This is a genomic window from Xanthomonas euroxanthea (genome assembly GCF_900476395.1).
In the GTDB taxonomy this organism is placed as follows: Bacteria; Pseudomonadota; Gammaproteobacteria; order Xanthomonadales; family Xanthomonadaceae; genus Xanthomonas; species Xanthomonas euroxanthea.
Map to the genome: position 1 here is coordinate 688695 of NZ_UIHB01000005.1, position 24118 is coordinate 712812.

14 protein-coding genes are annotated in these 24118 nt (G+C 69.0%); 3 read left to right on the forward strand and 11 right to left on the reverse strand.

The genetic code is table 11. The features are described from left to right. Window positions 1-7 precede the first annotated feature (7 nt). The 5 genes from CPBF1521_RS17200 to pilG all read right to left on the reverse strand — a co-directional run bounded on the left by CPBF1521_RS17200 (window position 8) and on the right by pilG (window position 10813). Window positions 8-7312, reverse strand: a complete 7305-nt coding sequence (locus CPBF1521_RS17200; protein WP_115677711.1) for an Hpt domain-containing protein — start codon at window positions 7310-7312, stop codon at window positions 8-10. Window positions 7313-7425: 113 nt separating this feature from the next. Further along, the gene (locus CPBF1521_RS17205; RefSeq protein ID WP_104584630.1) at window positions 7426-9462 is read right to left on the reverse strand and encodes a methyl-accepting chemotaxis protein; all 2037 of its coding nucleotides are present in this window, start codon (window positions 9460-9462) and stop codon (window positions 7426-7428) included. Window positions 9463-9501: 39 nt separating this feature from the next. Then, window positions 9502-10032 (reverse strand): chemotaxis protein CheW, encoded by a 531-nt coding sequence (locus CPBF1521_RS17210; protein ID WP_014508568.1) that lies wholly within the window; start codon window positions 10030-10032, stop codon window positions 9502-9504. Next, on the reverse strand, window positions 10032-10394 hold the full coding sequence (locus CPBF1521_RS17215) for a response regulator (protein ID WP_024940328.1): 363 nt from the start codon (window positions 10392-10394) through the stop codon (window positions 10032-10034). Before CPBF1521_RS17215 ends, CPBF1521_RS17210 begins: the two co-directional genes overlap by 1 nt. A 17-nt stretch (window positions 10395-10411) precedes the next feature. After that, entirely contained in the window at window positions 10412-10813 is a 402-nt protein-coding gene (pilG, locus tag CPBF1521_RS17220; RefSeq protein ID WP_104562659.1) for a twitching motility response regulator PilG, read from the reverse strand. A 239-nt stretch (window positions 10814-11052) separates the two neighbouring features. Here pilG and gshB point away from each other — a divergent pair, with 239 nt between their 5' ends. Both gshB and CPBF1521_RS17230 read left to right on the forward strand, forming a co-directional pair. Further along, the gene (gshB, locus tag CPBF1521_RS17225; RefSeq protein WP_115677712.1) at window positions 11053-12003 is read left to right on the forward strand and encodes a glutathione synthase; all 951 of its coding nucleotides are present in this window, start codon (window positions 11053-11055) and stop codon (window positions 12001-12003) included. Continuing rightward, window positions 12000-12875 carry an energy transducer TonB family protein gene (locus tag CPBF1521_RS17230; RefSeq protein WP_115677713.1) on the forward strand — a complete coding sequence of 292 codons (876 nt, stop codon included), beginning with the start codon at window positions 12000-12002 and terminating at the stop codon, window positions 12873-12875. The genes gshB and CPBF1521_RS17230 overlap by 4 nt, the downstream gene beginning before the upstream one ends. 83 nt (window positions 12876-12958) lie before the next feature. On the opposite strand, the gene CPBF1521_RS17235 is transcribed toward CPBF1521_RS17230, so the two are convergent. The 5 genes from CPBF1521_RS17235 to mrcB form a co-directional block, all read right to left on the reverse strand. Next, complete coding sequence (locus CPBF1521_RS17235; RefSeq protein WP_115677714.1) at window positions 12959-13873, reverse strand: ADP-ribosylglycohydrolase family protein; 915 nt, start codon at window positions 13871-13873, stop codon at window positions 12959-12961. Next, window positions 13870-14589, reverse strand: a complete 720-nt coding sequence (tsaB, locus tag CPBF1521_RS17240; protein ID WP_115677715.1) for a tRNA (adenosine(37)-N6)-threonylcarbamoyltransferase complex dimerization subunit type 1 TsaB — start codon at window positions 14587-14589, stop codon at window positions 13870-13872. The genes CPBF1521_RS17235 and tsaB overlap by 4 nt, the downstream gene beginning before the upstream one ends. 28 nt (window positions 14590-14617) lie before the next feature. Continuing rightward, a complete protein-coding gene (locus tag CPBF1521_RS17245; RefSeq protein ID WP_115677716.1) occupies window positions 14618-16624 on the reverse strand; it encodes a DNA repair helicase YoaA in 2007 nt (668 codons plus the stop codon). 246 nt (window positions 16625-16870) lie between these two features. Beyond that, on the reverse strand, window positions 16871-17395 hold the full coding sequence (locus CPBF1521_RS17250; protein ID WP_104584642.1) for a hypothetical protein: 525 nt from the start codon (window positions 17393-17395) through the stop codon (window positions 16871-16873). 13 nt (window positions 17396-17408) lie between these two features. Further along, the gene (gene mrcB, locus CPBF1521_RS17255; protein WP_115677717.1) at window positions 17409-19853 is read right to left on the reverse strand and encodes a penicillin-binding protein 1B; all 2445 of its coding nucleotides are present in this window, start codon (window positions 19851-19853) and stop codon (window positions 17409-17411) included. Window positions 19854-20094: 241 nt separating this feature from the next. On the opposite strand from mrcB, the gene CPBF1521_RS17260 reads away from it, so the two are divergent. Then, window positions 20095-22197, forward strand: coding sequence for a glycosyltransferase (locus CPBF1521_RS17260; protein WP_181901269.1), 2103 nt, complete (start codon window positions 20095-20097; stop codon window positions 22195-22197). 60 nt (window positions 22198-22257) lie between these two features. Here CPBF1521_RS17260 and CPBF1521_RS21520 read toward each other — a convergent pair whose 3' ends face one another. Next, window positions 22258-23772 carry a hypothetical protein gene (locus tag CPBF1521_RS21520; protein WP_164739173.1) on the reverse strand — a complete coding sequence of 505 codons (1515 nt, stop codon included), beginning with the start codon at window positions 23770-23772 and terminating at the stop codon, window positions 22258-22260. Window positions 23773-24118 lie beyond the last annotated feature (346 nt).

Sequence of the window (24118 nt, forward strand, 5' to 3'; positions counted from 1 at the left end):
TGCGCCATTAGTCTCGGACACGGGCGATCCCCAGCAGGTCATACACGTTTCGCATCAGATCCAACTCCTGGTAAGGCTTGCCCAGGTAACGCTGCACGCCGATCTCGAAGGCGCGCTGGCGATGCTTCTCGCCGCTGCGCGAGGTGATCATCACGATCGGCACCGCCTTGAAGCGCGGGTCGGCCCGCATCGCGGTCGCCAGCTCGTAGCCGTCCATGCGCGGCATTTCGATGTCCAGCAGCATCAGGTCGGGCACGCGCTCCTGGAGCAGTTCCAGTGCCTCGACACCATCGCGTGCGGTGGTCACATCCAGATTGTGGCGTTCCAGCACGCGGCTGGTGACCTTGCGCATGGTCAGCGAATCGTCCACCACCATCACCAACGGCACCTGGCGCTGCGATTCGGCCGGGGTTTCCGGCGCCGGACGCGCCGGCTGGCTGAGATAGCGACGCACCAGCGGGGCCACGTCCAGGATCACCACCACGCGGCCATCGCCGGTGATGGTGGCACCGTAGATGCCCGGTACCGAGGCGATCTGCAGGCCCACCGGCTTGACCACGATTTCGCGGTTGCCCAGTACCTGGTCGATCGCCACCGCCGCACGCAGGTCGCCCGCACGCACCAGCAGCAACGGCACCTGCGCCTGGCCATCGGCACGCGCGGCGGCCTGGCCGACCAGCGAGCCGAGATCGTGCAGCACGTACTCCTCGCCGGCGTAGTGGTAGCCACCCTCGCCCGACTCGTAGCGGCTGCGCGAGATGCGGCCGATACCGCTGACCGACCCCACCGGCACCGCGAAGGTGGTGTCGCCGATGCGCACGAACACCGCCTGGGTGACCGCCAGCGTCTGCGGCAGGCGCAAGGTGAAGGTCACGCCCTGGCCGCGTACCGAGTGGATGTCCACCGAGCCGCCGAGCTGACGCACTTCATTGCGCACCACGTCCATGCCCACGCCACGGCCGGCCAGCTGGCTGACCTGCTCGGAGGTGCTGAAACCGGAGGCGAAGATCAGCCCGTCCAGCTCGGCCTCGCTGAGCTCCTGGCCGGGTTCGATCAGGCCGCGCTGCTCGCCGCGGCGACGGATCGCCTCGCGATCCAGCCCGGCGCCGTCGTCGGCCACTTCCAGCACGATTTCCGAGCCTTCGCGGCGCAGGCGGATCGCGATGCTGCCCTCTTCCGGCTTGCCCGCGTCCCGCCGTTGCTCCGGCGCTTCCAGGCCATGCGCCACCGAATTGCGCAGCATGTGTTCCAGCGGCGCGACCATGCGATCGAGCACGTTGCGATCCAGTTCGCCCTGGGTGCCTTCCAGCAGCAGATGCACCTGCTTGCCGGTATCGGTCGCGGCCTGGCGGACCACGCGACGCAGGCGCGGCACCAGGCCGTCGAACGGCACCATGCGCGCACGCATCAGGCCGTCCTGCAGCTCGGAGCTGACGCGCGACTGCTGTTGCAGCAGGCCGTCGTATTGACGCGACAGGTCTTCCAGAACGCCCTGCAAGCCGCCCAGGTCGGCCGCCGATTCGTTCAGCGCGCGGCTGAGCTGCTGCAGGGTGGAGAAGCGGTCCAGTTCCAGCGGATCGAAGGTGCGGTCGCCCTGGTCCTGCTCACGCTGATAGCGCGCCACGATCTGTGCTTCGGTTTCCAGATCCAGACGCCGCAGCTGGTCGCGCAGACGGGCGTTGGTGCGATCCAGTTCGCCCATGGCGCCGCGGAAGGCGCCCATCTGCTGTTCCAGCCGCGAACGGTAGATCGCCACTTCGCCGGCGTGGTTGACCAGGCGGTCAAGCAGGTCGGCACGCACGCGCACCTGCTCCTGCTGCACGCGCGGCAGGAAGTCGTCCTCGCTCTGGCCCTCGACCGGCACCGGCGCCGACAGCGGTGCCGGCTCCACCGATGCCCTGGCGATCGCGCGCACATCGGCGTCGCTGGGTTCTGCGGCATTGCGGCCACGGGTGCGGGTTTCGAAGGCGTCCACCAGGTCGGTCGGCATCGCCACGGCGCGGTGCATGCCGGTGCGGGTCAACAGCTGATGCAGGCGATCGAAGCCGCGCTCGAACAGGCGCACGTCGTCGCGGTCGATATCGGTCCGGTTGGCCGCCACTGCTTCGAGCAGCGACTCGATCGCATGGCCGAGATCGCCGATGGCATTGATGCCGGCCATGCGCGCGCCGCCCTTGAGCGTGTGCAGGTCGCGCTGCAGTCCGTTGAGGACCTCGCGGTCTTCCGGCACTTCGCGCATGCGGGCGATCAGACCATCGCAATGGTCCAGCAGGTCGCGGCCTTCCTCGACGAAGATGTCGACCAGTTCGCCATCGAGCTGGTCGAAGTTGAGCGGGCCGGTATCGAAGGCTGCGCCCACAGCGTTGGCAGTGGTCTCGGCCGCCGCGGCGTCTTCCACCGGCGCGCTGAAGGCCACGGCTGCGGCGTCTTCGGGTTCGCTTGGGGAGTCGGTGGGTTCGGCTTGCTTGGTGTGTTCGGTGTGTCCGACTCGTTCGGAGTATTCGGGATACTCGACTTGTTTGGTTCGTTCGACTTGCTCGGGATGCTCGACAGCATCCGTTGCGTTGATAGCCTCGAGCGTCTTGTCTGCGTCTGGATGCTGCGCGTTGACCTCGGCATCGGCATGGGTGTCCGCCTCGGCGTCAGCAGCGACGTCCGAATGCAGCTCCGGCGCAATTTCCGACTGCGGATCGCCGGTCTCTTCGACCTGATCGGCCACCTGCGCCATCTCGAAGGCCTGCACCGACTCGATGGTGTGTTCGGGTAGCGCTTCGGCAGCCTGCTGTGCGTCTGCAGCGTGGTCTGCGTCTGCGGCGTATTCCGCCGCTGCAGTCTGTTCTGCCTCTGTAGCCTGCTCTGCTTCGGCCTGCTCTGCTGCTGGAGTCTGCTCTGCTTCTGCAGCGCGCTCGGCTTCCGCAACGTGCTCGACTTCGTCGGCATGCGCGTACGCGCCCAGATGTTCCTGCTCGCCCGACTCGACATGCGCTTCCGATTGCGCAGCCTCGTCCGTATGCACAGGTTCCTGCAGGTGCTCCTGCTCGCCCGACAGAGCATGTTCTTCGGAAGACGGATGCTGGCCCAACTGTGCGGTGTCTTGCACCTGCAACTGGTCGCCAAGCTGCGCGTCGGCATCCTGCGGCAGCCCGGCATCGCCGTGCTGCGCTGCCTCGTCGGCGGGCGGCTGCGCCTGCGCACCGATAGCCTCGTCGTGCGGGGTGGACACGTGGTCGCGCTGCTCGGTCGACTCGCCATCCAGCGCCGCGCTGTCCTGCGTCCAGTCTTCGGTGGTCGCCGCTTGCGTGTGGTCGGCCAGCGGGGCCTGCGCATGCACCGCTTCCAATGCTTCGATGGTCTCGACAGGCGCCTCGTCCGTGGACGCCGCGTCATCGCTCAATGCCGCTTCGGCATCCTGCGCGCTTGCGTCAGCCTCGCGCTGGTCGTGCTGCTCGTACTCGGCAACATGCTCGCCCGGCGACTGCTGCTTGGCCTCTGCACGCTCGGCAGCAATCTCCCCGGCTTCGGGTGCGGCGAGCGTCTGCGTCTCACCCAACGCGGCTTCCGCTTCGGACAACTCGTCCACGGCCGCGTGCTCGCTTGCTCCGGACACGTCGCCTGCTGGCTCGTGCGACACCGTATCGACACTGCCGGCCTGCTGCAGTCCGGTCGCATCCCAGGCATAGGCGTCGACTACCGGCTCATCGGCCGGCGTGTCGTGCGCATCGGTGCCAAGCGACGCGGCTTCGGCGTCGTCTGTGTGCTGGTGCTGGACAGCATCGCCGTGCAACGCGTCGACGGCCTGCCCGGTGACCGCCTCGGATGTGCGCGCATCCGCGGCCGCCGCCTGCGCGGCCTCGAGCGAATCGGCGCCCTGCTCCTGCTCCGGCGCAGCAACGTCAGCCGCTTGCGCCTCGTCGTGTGGTGCCGGTGCTTCCAGCGCAAGCGCCGAGGTGTCTTCGGCCTCGGCCTCGGCCAGTTCGTCCACCGCAATCGCTGCGTCGGCGTCGGCGGGCGCTGCGGCATCCTGCGCCGCGTCATCGGCGGCATGCACGGGCGCGCCGGTATCGGTCGCATCCGACGGCAGTGCACTGGCGTCCAGATACGGCGACAGGTCCTGCGCACCGGTCAGCTCGACCGCCGACGCGCTGCCGACGGCCATCTCGCCCGGCGCCTCCAGATCCTCCAGTTCGTCCAGGAATGCCTGCGGTGGCCACTGCGCTTCCGGCAGCGTCTCCACCAGCGCGCGCAGGCGCTCGGTCAACGGCGCAAACGACGGAATCAACGGCGCATCGGCGCGCAGGGCGGTCACGGTGGTGGCGATTGCCGCCGCCGTTGCGGCAATGGCGTCGATGCCCTCCTGCGACGGGATCAGCGAGGCGGCGAGCAGACGCTTGACGTAGCTCTCGGCCGGCGTGGTCACCAGCGTGATTTCCGGCACGTCGGTCATCGCAAACGCGCCACTCATGGTGTGCACGGCGCGCAGCAATTCTTCGCTCGCCAACTGCGGCTCGGCCTGGCTGGCCTGCAGCCACGCGTTGACGGTGTCCAGATGGGTGGCGACTTCGGCTTCCAGGATCTCGCGCAGCACGCTGTCCACCGACGCCGGTGTGCCGCCGCTCGCAGCGAACATGCCCGCCGCTGCCGGAACGAAGGCGAGCTCCGCCGCCACCGGCATCGCCGGTGCGGCCACGTAATAGGCCTCTTCGCCTGCGGCCACGCGCTCGGCAACTGCCTGGATGGCCGGCAGGTCGGCGCTGATGCGGCCCTGGTCGCGCAAGGCGGCGTTGAACTGCGGCAGCACCTCGTAGGCCAGCTCGACCATCGCCACCACCGCCGGGCTGGCCGGCCGCGAATTGTCGAGCACGCGATTGAGCATGCTCTCGATCTTCCAGCTGAACTCGCCGAGCACGTGCGCACCGACCAGACGGCCACTGCCCTTCAAGGTGTGGAAGACGCGGCGGATCGGGCGCAGGTTGTCCTGGCTGTGCGGCGCGGCACGCCATACCGGCAGCAGCTGGCCAAGGTTGACCAGTTCTTCGTCGAATTCCTCCAGGAACACGTCGCGGATATCGTCGTCGATATCGCTGTCGCCAAAGCCACCGAAGATGCCGGCATCGGCATCAGCACCGGCCTGGAGCGGTTCGCTCACGGCCGGCCCGGGCGCTGCCTTCGCAGCCCGGGCATCGGCATCGGGTGCCTGCGCTGCCTGCGCTGCCTGCGGACGCTCCACCTCGAACTGCGCGGCGGCTGCGTCGAGCTGGGCCAGGAACGCCGTCGATGCGGCGTCCAGTTCGAACTCACTGACCACCGCCTGCTGCACGCGCGCAGTGCCCTGCCCGGCGGCGTCGTCGGCCGGGGCCGGCTGCGGTTCGGGCACGGATTCGACGAACGGGTCGGCCGGCTCCTGCGGCGCGACGGGTGGCAACGGTGGCGGCGAGAACGCATCGTCGATGCTGGTCTGCACGCGGCCGCTTCCGGCCTGCGCGATGAAATCCAGCGGTGCCTCGGTCTGGTCGGCATCGCCCGGCAACGCGATCTGCTCGATCTGCAGCGGCGCCGGTTCGGCTACCGCCGGCGTGGCGCTGTCGTCCTGCTCCAGCGCACTCAGGTCCACGGTGTAGCTGACCTGCGCGGCATCGGCCGACATGCTGCCGTCCTGCTCGGCCGAGACCGGGTCGAACACGGACGTGGCGATCGGTGCGGCCTGCTCGGTGGTTTCCAGCTGCCAGTCGCCGGGCGCCTGCGCGCCATCGTCGGACAGGTCCAGCGGTGCCACCGTAAACGGCACGTGCGCCTGGCCGGAGACGGTTTCCTCGGCGGCGACCGGGTCGAACGAGAACACCGTATCGGTGGCGGCAGCGCCGGTGTCGTGCACCACGCTGGCGGCAAACGGCGCCTCGACCACGGTTTCGTTGGCCCATTCCAGCGACGGCGTCGGTGCGGCGTCGTTGGCCGCCGCCGGGGCACCGGCTTGCTGTGCGAGCGATGCGGCCAGTGGCTGCGGCTCGGCCACGTGGCCCGGCTGGTCGGCACCGACCGGCAGGTCGGACGGCTGGCCCGAGGGCAGCGGCCAGTAGCGCAGCGTCTCCAGGCTGTTGCGGGTGATGTCCAGGATCTCTTCGCGGCCGGGACGGCGCTCGCGCAGGGCTTCCAGGTAGTACTCCAGGCTGGCCATCGCGTCGGCCAGGGTGTCCAGCTGGCGACCGCTGGGCACGCGCTGCTTGCCGATCAGTTCCAGGTCGACGTAGCGGCGCACGCCTTCCAGATAGTCGGCCGCCTGTGGCAGTTCGAGGATGCGCAGGGCACCGCCGACTTCGCCGAGCAGATGCGGCACATCGGTCAGGCGCGCGTGATCCCAGTTGGTCTCGATGAAGGCGACGAAATGCTCGCGCGCCGCACCGAAATTGGCGATCGCCTCCTGCGCCAGCACGTCCACCGTGCGCCGCACTTCCGACGACGTGGCGCTGTTGCTGGCTTCATTGCCGTCGCCCACATCGGCGCCGAGGCTGGCGACCTGGTCATCCAGCGAGGCATCGACATAGAGCAGCGCGCCGGCGATGTCCAGCAGCACGCCTTCGTCCATCTGCACCTGGCCGTCGACCACCCGCGCCAGCGCATCGCGCTGCTGCACGACCACGTTGCGCGCCACGCCCAGGCCCATCATGCCCAGGGTGTCGGCGACGCTGCCCAGATCCTTGACCTGGGTCTGCAGTTCGGCGATCTCGCCGCCGGTGCGCAGGTGCAGGTCCAGCGCATCCTTGACGCGCAGCAATTCCTCCTTGACCGCGTTGCCGACGGTGTCGAGCAACTCGCGATTGCGTCCGCTCAGACTGCCGCGGGCATGGTCCAGCTCGGCCTCGGTAGCGACGCCGGCCTGCGGATCGAAGGCAAACAGCACGCTCTCGCTGAGGCCCGGCTCGCCACGGGTGGCGCGGATCTCGTTGAGCAGCGGCAGCAGCACGATCGGGATATCGCGGTGACCGTTCTGCAGGCGCTCCAGGTAATCGGGCAGCAGCACGGTGCCGCGCATCAGCATGGCGCAGGCTTCGTCGCGGTCGACCACCTCGCCGACCTGCACGGCCTGGGCCAGCAGCTCCAGCTCTTCGGCCACCATCGCCGGGGCGTACAACTCGACCATGCGCAAGGTGCCCTGCACCTGGTGCAGATAGCCGGCGCAGAAGCGCATCCGACTGGTGTCGGACGGTTCTTCGGCAAAGTACTCGATCTCGTTGCGCGCCTGGCGCAAGGTTTCGTCCAGCTCCGGCTTGACCCAGCCCAGCGCGGCGTGACTCATCGCATCGCGAAGCGCACTCATTGCAGCCCCCTGCCTACGGCCGGGGTACCGCCAAGGCGGCCACCGGTCTGTTCCTGCATCGACGTCATGCGACTACGCGCCATCTGCTGATCCTTTCCCGTTCGGCGTCGTGCTCACGCCGGCAGTTTGAAGTCGGCGACCGAACGGCGCAGATCGGCAGCGAGCTGAGCCAGGTTGCCGATCGACTCGGCCGTCTGCTCCGCACCCTGCGACGTCTGGCTGGTGATCTGACGGATCACGCCCATGGTCTGTGTGATGTCCGTCGCTGCGGCCGACTGCTGGTGCGCGGCGATGGAGATGTTCTTGATCAGGTTGTTCAAGGCATTGGACACGCGCTCGATTTCGGTCAGCGCGGTGCCGGCGTCTTCGGCCAGGCGTGCACCGGATACCACTTCGGAGGTGGTCTGCTCCATCGAGCTGACCGCTTCGTTGGTATCGGCCTGAATGGTCTGCACCAGGCCTTCGATCCGCCGGGTCGCACCGGAGGTGCGTTCGGCCAGGCGCTGCACTTCGTCGGCCACCACCGCGAAACCGCGGCCGGCCTCGCCCGCCGAGGCGGCCTGCACCGCGGCGTTGAGCGCCAGGATGTTGGTCTGCTCGGAAATGTCGTTGATCAGTTCCACGATCGAGCCGATTTCCTGCGAGGATTCGCCCAGGCGCTTGATGCGCTTGGAGGTTTCCTGGATCTGGTCGCGGATCTGGTCCATGCCCTGGATCGTCTCGCGCACCACCCCGGCACCCTCGGCGGCGATCACCACCGAGCGCTGCGCCACTTCGGCCGACTCGGTGGAGTTGCGCGACACCTGTTCGATGCTGGCGGCGATTTCGCTGATGCGCTCGGAGGCGGTGGTGATCTGGTTGGCCTGCTGTCCCGCCGCGTCGGCCAGCTGCATCGCCGTGGCCTGGGTTTCCTGGGTCGACACGGCGACCTTGGCCGAGGTGTCGTTGATGGTGGTCACCAGGTGGCGCAACTCGTCCACGGCGTAGTTGATGGCGTCTGCAATCGCGCCGGTCATGTCCTCGGTCACCGAGGCCTTGACCGTCAGGTCGCCCTCACCGAGCGAGCTGATTTCGTCCAGCAGCCGCATGATCGCCTGCTGGTTGCGGCTGTTGAATTCCACCTGCGCCTGGTAACGCACGTCCTGCTCGCGCGAGCGCACCCGCACCGAGCTCCAGACGAAACCGATGATGGCCAGCAACGCCAGCAGGCCGGACACCACGCCCAGCCAGAAGTTCGGAAACAGGCGCGTGTCGCGCACCGAGCCGAATGCCGAGAACGCATCGAACAGCTTCTTGCTGTCGTCCAGCATCCTGTTCGAACCGGCGGTCAGCGCGGCGGCCGAGGACTGCGCGGCAAACAGGTTGCGCGAGCTGGCCAGGATGGCGTCGACGTCCTTCTTCATCGTCGCCCACTGCGCCTGCGACTGCTCCAGCGCCGACAGCGCGGCCGGGTTGCGCACCGCGGCGATGCCCAGCTCGTCGTTGCCTGCGCGCAGGCCTTCGAGCATCTGCGTGAACACCACCGCGTCGCGCGCCAGCGCATCGCCGGAGGCGGCGGCATTGGCGCCACCGGCGCGCATTTCGGTCACCCGGCGCGCCATGGTGCCGGCGACCACGACCTGCTGCAGCGTGTTGTAGATCTGTGCCGCGGGCGCGCCGCTGACCGTCATCGCGCGCACCACTTCGTTCAACTGCGCCTGCAACTGCGGCACGCTGCCGGAGAAGCGTTCGGCGTTGCCGGACAGGCCGAGCACCGCCGGTTCGCTGGCGATGATCTGGTCGGCGTTCTTGCTCAGCGGCACCCAGGTCGCCTTGAGCTGGGCCATCGCGCTGGCAACCGAGCCTTCCTTGCCGTAGCGGCCATCCAGTTCGCTGACCGTGCTGTCGATGCGGCCCTTGGTCTCCTTGAACGCGGCAAACGCCTTCGGGTCGCCGGACACCGCTTCGCGGCCCTGGTTGGCCAGTTGCTGCGACAGCACCTGCAGATCGGCCGCACCGGTACCGGCACCGGCCAGGCGACTGCCCTGCCAGGTGGCGACGCCGGTATTGGCGCCGAACACGATCATCGACAACACCAGCAAACCAAGCCAGAAGCTGGTGCTGACGCTGCCGAGCTTGTTGGTCTTGCGGGCGTCCGGGGCGGTACTCATGGTTCGACCTCGATCTGTATGACGTGGCGGGGCCGCGGCTTAGGCCGCAGCCTGCCGGAATTCAGGGGTGCGCGACAGCAACGCCAGGGAGAACACACCCCAGTCCTGCGTCTCGTTGCGGAAGGCACGGTCGATGAAGTGGGCGTAGCGGCCTTGTGCCAGCTCGCCGGGTTCGACCGCCTGGGCCTGCTCGAAGCTGCGCTGGCCGTACAGCTCGTCGATGGTCAGCGCGACGTCGCCGCCGCTCTGGCGCATGATCAGCACGCGCTGGCCTTCCTGCAGCACCGTCCGCCGGCCCTCCAGGAACTGCTTCAGATCGATCACCGGGAACAGGTTGCCGCGCAGGTTGCCCACGCCCAGCAGCCAGGGCTGGGCGCCCGGCACCGGCGTGACCGGCGGCATCGGCACGATTTCCGCCACTTCGCGGAAATCCGAGACCAGCCGCCGGGTACCGACGCGATAACCGACGCCGCGCCAGATATCGGCCGAGAACTGGCGTTCCGGCAGCGGCGTGGCGTGCGCAAGGCTACGACGCTCGTAGTCTTCGAGAATGTCGAATGGAGAACGCATCAACGCACCAGTTGTTTGATGCGGGCGATCAGGTCGTCTTCGCGCGGCGGCTTGACGATGTAGTCGCTGGCACCTTGTCGCAACCCCCAGGCCTTGTCGGTTTCCATGCCCTTGGTGCTGACCAGCAGCACCGGGATGTCCTTGGTGGCCTGGTCGCGCGCCAATGCACGCGTTGCCTGGAAGCCACTCATGCCGGGCAGCACCACGTCCATCAGCACCAGATCGGGCGCCTGGCTGCGAATCAGCGCAAGTCCCTCCTCGGCATTGTCGGTGGCGACGACCGTATGGCCTGCTTTTTCCAGCCATTGACTGAAGACTGCCCTGTCGGTGGGCGAGTCCTCGATCAATATAATTCGAGCCATGTTGCCTTTCCCCCTGGTCAGGCGTGGACGTACGTGCGAATCGCGCTCAGTAGTTCTTCACGTGTGAACGGCTTGGTCAGATATTGCTCGGAGCCGACGATGCGGCCGCGTGCCTTGTCGAACAGGCCGTCCTTGGACGACAGCATGATCACCGGCGTCGACTTGAAGAGCTGGTTGCCCTTGATCAACGCGCACGTCTGGTACCCATCCAGGCGCGGCATCATGATGTCGACAAAAATGATCTGAGGTTGCTGGTCGGCAATCTTGGCCAGTGCCTCGAAACCATCGGTCGCCGTCACTACTTCACAGCCTTCCCGCTTCAGCAGCGTTTCGGCGGTGCGGCGAATGGTCTTCGAATCATCGATCACCATCACCTTCAGTCCTGCGAGTTCCCCACCCGCAGCCATGTTTTCAGTCATGCAAATATCCCCGGACGCGCGACGCTTCTTCCCTTCCGGCGTCGCTGCGAAACGACATGTATATCCCAAGACCCGCATTGACTGTCAAGGGTGCGTTGCCGGGGGCCCGCCAGGCGGACGTTCCGACTGTGGACGGCTGCGGGTCGGCCGGCAAGTCGCGCATCCACGACCGGCCGGGCGCGCCATCGCCCACCGCTTGAAGTTACCATCGGCAGCCTGTTCTAAAGGTTTAGCTGCCCATGTCGCTCGACGTCGTCGTGGTGATGGATCCCATCGCCTCCATCAAGATCGCCAAAGACACCACCTTCGCCATGTTGCTGGAAGCGCAGCGGCGTGGTCACCGCCTGCAGTATGTGCGCCCCGGCGGACTCAGCTTGCGCGAGGGACGCGCGGTGGCGCAGGTCGCGCCGCTGAGCGTGCGCGAGGACACGACCGGCTGGTTCACCCTGGGCGAGTTCGCCGAGCTGGCATTCGGTGCCGGCCAGGTGGTGCTGATGCGCAAGGACCCGCCGGTGGATGCGGAGTTCATCTACGACACCCAGGTCCTGAGCGTGGCTCAGCGCGCCGGCGCGCAGGTGGTCAACGACCCGCAGGGCCTGCGCGACTACAACGAGAAGCTGGCCGCGCTGCTGTTTCCGCAGTGCTGCCCGCCGACCCTGGTCAGCCGCGATGCGGCGGCACTGAAGGCCTTCGTGCTCGAACACGGCCAGGCCGTGCTCAAGCCGCTGGACGGCATGGGCGGGCGCTCGATCTTCCGTAGCGGCACCGGCGACCCCAATCTCAACGTGATCCTGGAAACGCTGACCGACGGCAATCGCAAGCTGACCCTGGCGCAGCGCTTCATCCCCGACATCACCGCCGGCGACAAGCGCATCCTGCTGGTCGATGGCGAGCCGGTGGACTACTGCCTGGCCCGCATTCCGCAAGGCGACGAATTCCGCGGCAACCTGGCCGCCGGCGGGCGCGGCGAAGGCCGGCCGCTGTCCGAGCGCGACCGCTGGATCGCCGCGCAGGTGGGTCCGGAAATGCGCCGCCGCGGCATGCGCTTCGTCGGCCTGGACGTGATCGGCGATTACCTGACCGAAGTCAACGTCACCAGCCCCACCTGCGTGCGCGAGCTGGATGCGCAGTTCGGCCTGAACATCGCCGGGCTGCTGTTCGACGCGATCGAGGCCGGCGCGGCGCAATGAGCGCGGCCGCGGCACAGCCGGCTGCCGTGGACGAGCGTCGGCGGCTGACCGCGACGCTGGTGATCTCGCTGCTGCTGCACGGCGCGCTGATCCTGGGCGTGGGGTTTGCGGTCAGCGAAGACGCACCATTGGTGCCGACGCTGGATGTGATCTTCAGCCAGACCAGCACCCCGCTGACGCCCAGGCAGGCCGATTTCCTGGCCCAGGCCAACCAGCAGGGCGGCGGCGATCACGCCACCGCGCAACGCCCGCGCGACAGCCAGCCCGGCGTGGTGCCGCAGGACCGCAGCGGGCTGGCACCGCAGGCGCAGCGTGCGACCACGGTGCAGGCACCGGACCCGACCCAGACCCGCGTGGTCGCCAGTCGCCGCGGCGAGCAGACCGTGCCCACCGCGCAGCCGAACCCGCAGACCGACCCGCTCTCGCCCACCGATGCGCAACGCGTGCAACGCGACGCGGAAATGGCCCGGCTCGCCGCCGAGGTGCATCTGCGCTCGGAGCAATACGCCAAGCGCCCCAACCGCAAGTTCGTCTCGGCCAGTACCCGCGAATACGCCTACGCCAACTACCTGCGTGCCTGGGTGGATCGCGCCGAGCGCGTCGGCAACCTCAACTACCCGGACGAGGCGCGCCGGCGCCGGCTCGGCGGCAAGGTGGTGATCAGCGTGGGCGTGCGCCGCGACGGCAGCGTGGAAAGCAGCCGCGTGCTGATCTCCAGCGGCACCCCGACCCTGGATGCGGCAGCGCTGCGGGTGGTGCAGCTGGCACAGCCGTTCCCGCCGTTGCCCAGGACCAAGGACGACGTAGATATCCTGCAGGTCACCCGCACCTGGCTGTTCCTGCCTGGCGGCGAGCTGCACGACGATCGTTGAGCTGTCGCGCGTCCGATCAGGACGCGTCCTTCTGCGGCATGCCTGCCCGGCAGACGGCGTTGGCGCGTGCGGTGCGTGCGGCCTCAGGTGACCTGCGCCGCTGCGTAGAGCTGATCGGCCAGGTCGATGATGGCGTCGGCATCCTGCACGCGCGCGCGCCAGGCGGCGGGAATTGCCTCGATGCCATGGAACGCACCGGCCAGCTGACCGCAGATGGCCGCGGTGGTGTCGGCATCGTCGCCCAGATTGGCCGCACGCAGCACCGCATCGGCGAACGTGTCGGTGGTGGCGAAGCACCAGAGCGCCGCCGACAGCGCATCGACCACATAGCCGGTGCCGCGGATCCCGGCGGCGGGAACCGCCCGATGGTCGCGCACCGACAACGCACGCAGCGCCGGTGTCGACAGCCCTTCGCAGCGGGCCTGCAACACCTGCTGGCGTTGGCTGCCGAGCAGTGCGGCACGCAACTGGAAGGCGAACAGCCGGCAGGCATCCAGCGCTTCGTCAGCGGCATGCGTGGTGCGCGAGCTGTCGGCGGCGCGCTCGCCCAACTCGGCGGGGCGGTGCGCGTAATACATCGCCACCGGCGCCAGCCGCATCAGCGAGCCATTGCCGGCCGAGCGCGGATCGGTGCTGCCGCTGAAGGCCGGCCCGCCATCGAGATAGCGCTCCAGCGCCTGCCGCACGGTCGCGCCGATATCAAAGCAGGCGCCGGTACTGCTGAGGTAACCGTGCTGGTACCAGTTGCAATAGCGGTTCATCTGGTCGGCGGCGTCGAAGCCTTGCCGATACAGCAGGCTGTGCGCCAAGCACAGGGCCATCGAGGTGTCGTCGGTCCACTGCCCGGCGCGCAGTGCGAACGGGCCGCCGCCGCGCATGTCGTCGATCGGCGTGAAGCTGCCGGGCGCGCAGAATTCCAGTGTGGTGCCCAGCGCATCGCCCACCGCCAGGCCCAGCAGGCAACCGCGGAAACGTGCACGCTGCAACGCGTCGGTCATGGCGCGGCGCCAGCGGCCTTGGCTGCGCGGGCGGCCTGCTGCTCGAGCAGGGTCAGCGCCACGTTGTCGCGCAGGTACGCCGGTTCTACCCGCTCCGGCGCCACGCCTTCGCCGCGCAGCAGCGCCGGCACGGCCAGCGTGAGCAGGTCGGCCGCATGCGGCAACGCGGCGGCATCGATGCTGGTCAACTGCATTGCGAACCGCTGTTGCAGCACTGCATCGGCAGCGGCGAACCCGCTGCCGACACCGGCAAAGCGGTTCAGCGTGTCCGGCACGACGCAGGCCTGCGGTGCGCACACCACTTCCGCTGCCAGCTCCTGCAGTGTGTCGCCATCGCGCGCGAAGACGCCGGCATACACCTCGCCCATGCGCGCATCGATGCAGGCCAGCACCTGCCTCGCCTCGGCGGGCGCGCGCAAGGCCAGCACCTGCAGCGTGGACACCGCCAGCACCGGCAGGTCCAGGCCCAGCGCGATGCCTTGCGCGATGCCGATGGCCAGGCGCACGCCGGTGAACGCGCCCGGGCCACGGCCGACCGCGATCGCATCGAGCTGGCGGCGCGTGATCCCGGCCTCGGCGAGCAGGTGTTCGGCCCACGGCAGCGCCAGTTCGGCATGCCGACGCGGCGCCAGTTCGAAGCGTTCGAGCACGCGGCCGTCGATGTGCAGCGCGACGGAACAGGCTTCGGTGGAGGTCTCGAACGCGAGGACTTTCATGGCAGGACCGCAGGCAGGAAGGGGACGCTCAGGCGTCGCCGAACGGCAGCGCGAGCACGCCATTGTCGCCCACCGGCTCGGCGACGCCAAAGAACGCACGCACATCGCCGATCTCGCGGGTGCGCGCAAACGGCGGCAGCGACGTCATGAAGGTGCGGCCGTAGCCCTTGTTCACCAGCCGTGGGTCGCACAGCACCAGCACGCCGCGATCGGTCTCGCTGCGGATCAGCCGGCCCACGCCCTGCTTGAGCGCGATCACCGCCTGCGGCAGCTGTTCGTCGCGGAACGGGTTGCCGCCGTCACGGCGGATCGCATCCAGGCGCGCTTCGAACACCGGGTCGTCGGGCGCGGCAAACGGCAGCTTGTCGATCACCACCACACTCAGGGCATCGCCAACCACATCCACGCCCTCGCGGAAGCTGGCCGACCCCAGCAGCACGCCGTTGCCGGACGTGCGGAAACGCTGCAGCAAGGTGGCACGCGGCGCTTCGCCCTGCACGAACAATGGCCACGGCGCACCGCGCAGGGCTTCGGCCGCTTCGCGCAGCGCGCGGTGCGAGGCGAACAACAGGAAGGCGCGGCCGTTGGAGGCCTCCAGCACCGGTGTCAACGCCGCGATCAGCGCGGTGCCGAATCCACGTGCGGCAGGATCGGGCAGGTTCGGCGGCAGATAGCACAGCGCCTGGCGCGCCCAGTCGAAGGGACTGGGCTGCAACAAGGTCACCGGATCGCTCAGGCCCAGGCGCTGCGCGATGTGGTCGAACTCGCCGCCCACCGCCAGCGTGGCTGAGGTGAATACCCAGGCCGCATGGGATTTCTCGCGGTGCTCGCGCAGCGGGCCGGACACGTCCAGCGGCGTGCGCTGGCAGCGGAACCCGCGCGGGCTGAGCTCGTACCACAGCACGTCGTTGTCGACGGTGTCCGGCAGCTCCTGGTCGAAATCCGGCACCGGCGCGTCTTCGCCCAGCCAACGCGACAGCCGTGCCAGCGCTTCCTGCGCGCGCGCAGAACAGCCATCGAAGCCGGGCGAGGCCTCGCGCAGCGGCAGTAAGGCCTCGCCCAGGCGCGCCAGCGACGACAGCACCGCATCGAAGCCTTCGCGCACCTGCGGCCTGGCCAGCGCGCGCCATTGCGTGCCGCGCGAGGGCAGGCCTTCCATGCCCGCACGCAGGCCGCGCAAGGCCTCGTCCAGGGCCAGGATCGGTTCCTGCAGGCTGGCCTGCGCACCGGCAACCAGGCGCGCTTCGACCATGCAATCGCGCGCCAGCTCCTGCCACGGCCGCATGCCGAAACTTTCGCCGAAGAAGTTCGCCGCCAGTTCCGGCAGCTGGTGCGCCTCGTCGATGACGAAGGCCTGCGCGCCGGGCAGGATCTCGCCGAAGCCTTCCTGCTTGAGCGCCAGATCGGCCAGCAGCAGATGGTGGTTGACCACCACCAGATCGGCCGCCTGCGCGCGCTGGCGCGCCTGCACCACGAAGCATTCGCCGTAGAACGGGCATTCGGTGCCCAGGCAGTTGTCGACGGTGGAGGTCACCAGCGGCAGCAGCGGCGAGTCGTCCGGCAGGGCTTCCAGCTCGGCCATGTCGCCGAACTGGGTGCGCCCGCTCCAGGCCACGATGCGCTGGAACTGCGAGACCTGCTCGGGCGTGGCAAAGCGCGGTTCGCCGCGCGCCTGCTGGGTGCGGTACTTGCACAGGTAGTTCGCGCGGCCCTTCAGCAGCGCACTGCGCAGGCCGATGCCGAGCGCGGCGCGCACGCGTGGCAGGTCGCGATGGAACAACTGGTCCTGCAGCGCGCGCGTGCCGGTCGACACGATGGTCTTCAGCCCCGACAGCAGCGCCGGCACCAGATAGGCGTAGGTCTTGCCGGTGCCGGTGCCGGCCTCGGCCAACAGCACATCGCGTGCTTCGAACGCTTCTGCAATGGCGCCGGTCAGGCGTAATTGCGCAGCACGCGGCGCGAACGCATCGAGCTGACGCGCAAGCGCCCCGCCCTCGCTAAGCGCCTCGATGCTGGCAGTGGCAAGTTGGGACATGGGACCAAAAGCTGGGGCAAGCGCGACAGCCTAGCGCGTGCGCGGTGATGCCGGGTGGGTTGCGCCTGCGGGCCAGCGACGGCAACCGCCCCCCGCAGCTGGCATATGCCGCACGCCGCACTGCACGGCGCCGCTGGCGGCGGTGCGGGCGACAATGGCGCGTCGCACGGCTGCGCGCGCGACACCGGCTGCAGCACACGCCGCCGCGCTCGCCTTGCGGCAAGCGCAACCGGCATCGCTGCGTGCTTAGTAGCGCTTCACGCCTGGCACCGTGCAGCCGGCAATCTGCGACTTGGCCGAGGCGGCGTTTTCCTTCTCGCCGCGCGCAAGCCGCGACTGTTCGATGGTGGCCCAATGCCGACGGCACAGCGGCCCGGTCTTGGAGCCCAGCTCGATGGCCTGCTTGGCAAACCGCTCGGCGGCGGGCCAATCGGCCTGCAGCACCGCCACTTCGGCACGCTCCTGCAGGATGGCCGGATCACCGGAGACCAGGCCCACGGCCTGATCCAGCGCCGCCGCCGCCCCGGCCAGATCACCGGACTGACGCTTGCTCTTGGCGGTCTCGCGCAGATCGTCCACCTGCGGGTCGCGCAATGGCTGCACCGACAGCTCGGTGTCGTCGACGCCGGCCTCGCGTTCGATCAGCAACAGCCGCTGTGTCGGCGTGGTCGGGTCCACCGGGGTCGGCGGCGGCGGCGGCGGCGCGCTGACGCAGGCGGTCAGTGCGGCAGACACGCCAGCAAGGGCAAGCAGACGGTGCAGTCGGTTCATCGGGTCACTCCAGTCAACGTGCAGGTGGAGCCGCGGCGGGCGCCGGCGCGGGGTCTTCCGGCTTCTTTTCCAGACCGAAGAAGCGACGCCAGCCACCACCGCTGGATTGCTCGGCCGGCGCGGCTGCGTCGCCGGGCACGCCTTCGATCGACGGTGCATTGCCGGCACAGGGGGCGTAGGCCGGCGTGAAGCCGACCACGAACGGGAACTGGCGCGCGCCCGGGCAGCCAGCATCGGTGACGCCGGTGCCGGCCGCATCCACCCACTGCCAGTCCAGGCCCTTGCCGCTGACCTTCAACGGCGCACTCGGCAGCCGCGCGAAGATGCTCGACCACACCCGCATCGCGCCGGTGGCGCCGTACAGGCCGGTCTGCTCGTTCTGGTCATTGCCCATCCAGATCACCGCCAGGTGGTCGCCGGTGTAGCCGGCGTACCAGCTGTCGCGGCCGTCGTTGGAGGTACCGGTCTTGCCGGCCGGCGACAGCCGCCCCAGGCCATCGCCCAGCAACTGCCGTGCGGTGCCGCCGCTGACCACTTGCTGCAGCGCGATGCTGATCAGGTTGGCAGCCACCGAATCGCCCTCCTGCGCCGGCGCCGGGGTCTTGTCGTAGCGCTTGAGCAGCTTGCCCTGCGGATCGAGCACGCCGCGCACCGCATGCAGGGGCTGGATCTCGCCGCCGGCAGCCAGGAACTGATACAGCTGCGCCATGCCGTACGGGCTCTGGTCGGTCGCGCCGAGGATCAACGACGGATTGGTATCGGCCTTGATGCCGGCCAGGACCTGGATCAGCTGGGCGATGCGCTCCGGGCCGACCTGCATGCCCACGCGCACCGTGGCCTGGTTGTAGGAATGCGCCAGCGCATCGATCAGCCGCACCGTGCCGTGGCTGCGGTTGTCGGAGTTGCCAGGCGACCAGGTCTTGCCGCGGCTGAGCTGCACCGTCACCGGCGCATCGTCGACCCAGCTGGACAGCGCCCAGCGGTCCGGCGAGGCCAGCGCCAGCAGGTACACGAACGGCTTGAGCAACGAGCCGACCTGCCGCTGCGCTTCGACCGCGCGGTTGAAGCCCGGCTTGGCCACATCGCGGCTGCCGACCACCGCCAGCACATCGCCGTTATGCACATCGGTCAGCACCAGGCCGGCCTGCAGCGGTGGGCGCTTCTTGTTGTCCAGCCGCTTGATGGTGCCGGTCACCGCGCCTTCGGCATACGCCTGCGCGGACGGCGACATGCCGGTCAGCACGCTCATGCCGGCGCCCTGCAGCACGCCTTCCGGGTAGTCATGCGCCAGCTGGCGCCGCACCAAGTCCACATAGGCCGGGAAGCGATTGGCCGCGACCAGGCCGGGTTCGGTGGGCACGCCCAGCGGCGCGGCCAGTGCGCGCTTGTATTCGGCCGCGTCGATCAGGTTGTTTTCGTGCAGCTTGCCCAGCACGAAATTGCGCCGATCCAGCGCGCGCTCCGGGTTACGCCGCGGGTCGTAGTAGGACGGCCCCTTGACCAGCCCGATCAGCAAGGCGATCTGCTCGGTGGTCATCGAATTGAGCTCGCGGCCGAACCACAGCTCCGCGCCCGAGGACACGCCGTGGATCGCCTGCCCGCCGCGCTGGCCCAGGTAGACCTGGTTGAGATAGGCCTCCAGGATGGTGCGCTTGTCGTAACGCGCCTCCATGATCACCGCGTACAGGATCTCGTTGAACTTGCGGGTGAGGGTCTGTTCCTTGCCGATGCCGAGCAGGCCGCTGCGTGCCAGCTGCTGGGTCAGGGTGCTGGCGCCCTGGCGGACCTGGCCGCCGGAGCGCGCCATGATCCAGGCCGCGCGCACCATGCCGCTCAGGTCGATGCCGTGGTGGCTGTTGAAGTCGCGGTCCTCGACCGCCTGCAGGCCGGTGACCAGCAGCTCGGGCACTTCTTCCATGCGCACCAGGCGGCGTTCTTCCTGTTTCTGCCCGTACAGCGTGGCGATGCGCGCCGGATCCAGCCGCGCACTCTTCAGCGCCTTGCGGTCGCCGGCGTCGCGCAGGCTGGCCACGCGCCCACCGGAGAGGCTGACCTCAACCCGCCGCGCAGGCACGCGCCCGTCCACATCGACATAGCCGCGGCTGGCGATGGTGAAGCGGCTGCCGTCCTGCTGGTAGGTGCCGGCCAGCTTGGCCTGCCCGTCGTCGCGGTAGGAGGCTGCGTCCAGCTCGGTCTTCAGGGTGGCCGCATCCAGCGCATTGCCCGGCGCCAGCACCAACGGCCGCCCGTACACGCGGGTCGGGATCTGCCAGCGCAGCTCGCCGAAACGCTGGGTGACCTGCTTGTTCAGATACACCGTGTAGGGAATCAGGAAACCGAGCGCCAGCGCGAATGCCGCAAAGGCCCAGACAATCAGCCTGCGTTGCCAGCGGGAGCCTTGCTCGGTGGAATCGTCCTCGAAATCGTCGGGAGCGTCGTTGTCGTGGCGTCGGGGCACAGGGATGCGAGAATGTAGAGTCCGGCGAGTCTAGCGCAGCGCTGTCGTGGTTGTGGTCAGCCGGACCCTTTGACTTAAGAGCGGCTAACAAAACCTGCGACGCCTGCCGGCAGGCGGGCACGGACCGCGCTTTGCATCTGCGGGTACCCTTCGTACCCTGCGCCTGCCTTGCGCGGTCCTTGCCCACCGACGACTGCCCGCTGGGTTTTCTTCGTCACGCCATGTCTGGAGTTCCAACGGAATGTCGATGTCCCTGGCCGATGCACGCTATCTGTTCAATCGCGTGCTCGGGCTGATCCACCGCAGCGTGGCAAGCATGCGCACGCGCGGCTGGCGCGCCACCTGGCAGCGCATTCGCGTGCATACGCAGGCGCCGCCGGCGGCGCTCGGCACGCCGTTGTGGTTGCCGGAGGCGGCGCCGTTTGCCGCGTTTGCCGTTCCGCACAGCGCGGTCCCGCGCGTGACGCTGGTGATCCCGGTCTACAACCACATCGCCCACACGCTGGCGTGCCTGCGCGCACTGGCGGCGCATCCGCCGTTGCTGGAGGTGGAGATCATCGTCGTGGACGACGGCAGCAGCGATGCCACGCAGACGCAGCTGCCGCAGGTGCAAGGCCTGCATTACCACCGGCGCGTCAGCAATGGCGGTTTCATTGCCTCCTGCAACGACGGCATCGCACTGGCACGCGGTGACTACGTGGTGCTGCTCAACAACGACACCATCCCGCAGCCCGGCTGGCTGGATCGGCTGATCGACACCTTTGCCCAGCACCCCACCGCCGGCCTGGTCGGCGCGCAGCTGGTGTACCCGGATGGACGCCTGCAGGAATCCGGCGGCGTGGTATTCGCCGATGGCAGCGCGTGGAGTTATGGCCGTTTCGAATCGGCCGACGACCCGCGCTACGCCTATGTGCGTGCGATGGACTATTGCTCCGGTGCGGCGATCGCGTTGCCACGCGCGTTGTTGCAGACGCTGGGCGGGCTGGATCGCCGCTACATGCCGGCGTACTACGAGGACACCGACCTGGCCTTTGCGGTGCGTGCGGCCGGCCACCGGGTGCTGGTGCAGCCGGCCAGCGTGGTGGTGCATGACGAGGGCACCAGCAATGGCACCGACACCCGTACCGGGGTGAAGGCGTATCAGGTGCGCAATCAAGGCGTGTTCGCCGACAAGTGGCAGCAGGCACTGGCAACGCAGTTGCCGGTCGGCACGGTTCCCGGACCTGCGCTGCTGCATCGTGGCCAGCGCCAGGTGCTGATCCTGGACGAATGCGTGCCGCAGCCGGATCGCGACTCCGGCTCGTTGCGGCAGTTCAACCTGATCCGCCTGCTGTGCGAAGAAGGCGCGCACGTGGTGTTCGTGCCGACCCGCCGCGAACACGCCGGACGGCACACGCAGGCACTGCAACAACTGGGCGTGGAAGTCTGGTACGCGCCGTTTCTTGAGGGCATCGGCAGCTGGCTGCGCACGCACGGCCCGCGGTTTGCCGTGGTGCTGCTGGTGCGTCACCACGTTGCGCACGCCTGCCTGCCGCTGCTCAGACGCTACGCCCCGCAGGCGCGCACGCTGTTCGACACCGTCGACCTGCATTACCTGCGCGAGCGCCGCGGCGCCGAGCTGGCCGGCGATGCCAACCTGTTGCGCGCGGCAGAACGCACCCGCCTGCGCGAACTGGAGATCATGGCCGCCACCGACGTCACGCTGCTGGTCTCGGCAGCCGAACAGGCGCAGCTGCAGGCGGACGCACCGCAGATCCGCACCGCCCTGCTCTCCAATCTGCATGAGGTGGCCGGCAGCGGTCACCGCTTCGAGCAACGCCGCGACCTGGTGTTCGTCGGCGGCTTCCGGCATTCCCCGAACGTGGATGCGGTGCAGTGGTTCCTCAGCGCGATCTTTCCGCAGGTGCGCGCGCACCTGCCGGAGGTGATCTTCCATTGCATCGGCGCGGACATGCCCGAGGCATTGAGACTGCTGGCCGACGAATGCCCCGGCGTGCAATTGCACGGGCATGTGCCGGATCTGCTGCCGTTCATGGAGACCGCACGCATCGCGGTGGCGCCGTTGCGCTTCGGCGCAGGCGTCAAGGGCAAGATCAATCTGAGCATGGCGCATGGGCAGCCGGTGGTCGGCACCACCTGCGCGGTGGAAGGCATGCATCTGCGCGACGGCCAGGACGTCTGCGTGGCCGACGACGCCGACGCATTCGCCAATGCAATCGTGCGGCTGTATCGCGATGCGGCGCTGTGGCAGCGCCTGGCCGACAACGGCTTGCATAACGTGGCCCGGCATTTTTCGCTGGATGCGGCACGCGGCACGGTGCGCGAGCTGTTTATTGCAGGGTGAGTGGCCGCCGGGAGTTCGGGCAGGGCGTGCAGGGCGCCGCCGCCGCAGGCGGCCGCGGCGTCAGCGCTGCTCCGCCACCGCCTTGACCCGGCGTGTGAACTCGGCCAATTCCGGCAGCTCCGGATCCAGCTGGTGCGCCTCGTCCTGCGCGCGCCGTGCGAAGGCAGCGTCCTCCTGTCCCAGGCGTTCGCTGCCCACCGCGACCCAGCGCTGCGCTAGCCGGCGACGCGCGCCGGCCAGCGCATCGTCACCGGGCATCAGCGCCTGCCAGGCATCCAGACAGCCGCGCGCGGCACGCAGGCGGTTGTTGCGCAGCTCGTCCTCGAAGCAGCGCTGACTGGCAGGCACCACACGTGCGGCGGCCTGCAGCACGCGTGGATCGCGCGGTGCCAGCGCCTGCGCCGCACGCACCGCGTCGTAGGCACTGGCGCCGGGAGGCGTCATCCATTGCTGTCGCGCTTCGGCATCCGTGACCCGCTGCAGCAGCGCGCGCAGGCGGCGCTCGCGGGTACCGCGCGACAACCCGGTTTCCGGGCTGCGCTGTGCATCGCGTGCACGCGCAATGGCCTGCTCGGCCTGGGCGATCGACGCAGCGCCCGGCAGCAAGGCTTTCGCTTCCTGCAGCGACTGCAGCGCGGCGTCGAACTGGAAGTCCGCCGCCTGCCGGCCGGCTTGCGCGGCATACTCGCCGGCCACCCGCTCAAGCCCACGCCGGGCAGCCGCATCCTCCGGCTCGGCCGCCAGCACTGCGTTGAAATCGCGTGCGGCCGGTGCCAGGCGACCACGCCGCAACAGGCCCTCGGCGCGCTGACGGCGCTGTTCCAGCACGCGGTGGTAGTGGCCCTCGGTCAGCGGGACATCGGCATGCCCGGGGTCATAGCGCTTGGCGGCGGCCAGCAACAGCGCCGCATCGCCGAGCGCATCGCGCGCCAGTGCGTGGCGGGCCTGCGCCAGCAGATCGGTCAATGCGTCCTCGCGCCCTTCCAGCGCGTCGGTACGGTCCGGCGCCAGGGTCAGGATGCGCTGGTACAACGGCAGCGCGCTGTCCGGGCTGCCATCCAGGCGCCCTTGCTGTTGCGCGGACACCGCCTGGGCGAACAAGGCATCCAGGCCGGCCCGACGCGCCTGCAGCGCGCGCAGGCGCAGCGCGACCGGGGCGGTCTGCGCCTGCGGCACCTCCAGCGCGTTCGCCAGCGTCAACGCACGTTGTGCAGCGGCGGCGTCCCCGGCTGCGACCGCCGCACGTGCCTGCACCACGGCGGCGGCACCGGTGCGCGCCAGGCCGGCGCGGGCCTCGCCACGGTCGCTGTCCAGGGCAAGCGCGGCCGCGAACAATTCACGCGCGCCGTTGCCGTCGGCCGCACTGAGGTGGCCGCGTGACAGCGCCGCATCGCCGCGTTGCAGCAGTTGCTGGATGCGCGTGTCCGGCCATAGCCAATCGGCCAGCGGCTTGCGCAGCACGACCGTGGCCAGCAACAGGCAGGCGCACAACACCAGCACCACGCGCCATAGCGCGCGGCTGCGCAATGGCGCCCAGAGGCGGGGCGATCGGGCCCAGCGCGGAAGCGGGAACATGCGGTGGCGTCCGTCCTTGGCGCGACCTGAGGGGGACGCGTTCACCGGGTCATGGTAGCTGTCTGCTGCGAAGACGATGTGGGCTTGGGGGATTCGGGATTCGGGATTCGGGAATCGGGAATCGGGAATCGTCAGGCGAGCACCCCTCGCTTGCTGTGGGTGCGGTCTGTTCCAAAGCGATTGGCGCCGGCGAGCGGCGGCGCACTCAACCGAGTCGCCGCACCTCGTTGACGCCGGGCAGCGCGTCCAGCTTGCCAAGCAGGCTGGACAGCTGGCCGTAATCGCTGACCTTCAGGCGCAGGCGGCGGGGTACGTCGAAAGTTTAACGACCTAGCCGCCATGGAGT

Bases quoted from the DNA above. Each gene is read 5' to 3' on its own strand.
- CPBF1521_RS17200 (WP_115677711.1), bottom strand. From the start codon at position 7,312: ATGAGTGCGCTTCGCGATGCGATGAGTCACGCCGCGCTGGGCTGGGTC.
- CPBF1521_RS17205 (WP_104584630.1), bottom strand. From the start codon at position 9,462: ATGAGTACCGCCCCGGACGCCCGCAAGACCAACAAGCTCGGCAGCGTC.
- CPBF1521_RS17210 (WP_014508568.1), bottom strand. From the start codon at position 10,032: ATGCGTTCTCCATTCGACATTCTCGAAGACTACGAGCGTCGTAGCCTT.
- CPBF1521_RS17215 (WP_024940328.1), bottom strand. From the start codon at position 10,394: ATGGCTCGAATTATATTGATCGAGGACTCGCCCACCGACAGGGCAGTC.
- pilG (WP_104562659.1), bottom strand. From the start codon at position 10,813: ATGACTGAAAACATGGCTGCGGGTGGGGAACTCGCAGGACTGAAGGTG.
- gshB (WP_115677712.1), top strand. From the start codon at position 11,053: ATGTCGCTCGACGTCGTCGTGGTGATGGATCCCATCGCCTCCATCAAG.
- CPBF1521_RS17230 (WP_115677713.1), top strand. From the start codon at position 12,000: ATGAGCGCGGCCGCGGCACAGCCGGCTGCCGTGGACGAGCGTCGGCGG.
- CPBF1521_RS17235 (WP_115677714.1), bottom strand. From the start codon at position 13,873: ATGACCGACGCGTTGCAGCGTGCACGTTTCCGCGGTTGCCTGCTGGGC.
- tsaB (WP_115677715.1), bottom strand. From the start codon at position 14,589: ATGAAAGTCCTCGCGTTCGAGACCTCCACCGAAGCCTGTTCCGTCGCG.
- CPBF1521_RS17245 (WP_115677716.1), bottom strand. From the start codon at position 16,624: ATGTCCCAACTTGCCACTGCCAGCATCGAGGCGCTTAGCGAGGGCGGG.
- CPBF1521_RS17250 (WP_104584642.1), bottom strand. From the start codon at position 17,395: ATGAACCGACTGCACCGTCTGCTTGCCCTTGCTGGCGTGTCTGCCGCA.
- CPBF1521_RS17260 (WP_181901269.1), top strand. From the start codon at position 20,095: ATGTCGATGTCCCTGGCCGATGCACGCTATCTGTTCAATCGCGTGCTC.
- CPBF1521_RS21520 (WP_164739173.1), bottom strand. From the start codon at position 23,772: ATGTTCCCGCTTCCGCGCTGGGCCCGATCGCCCCGCCTCTGGGCGCCA.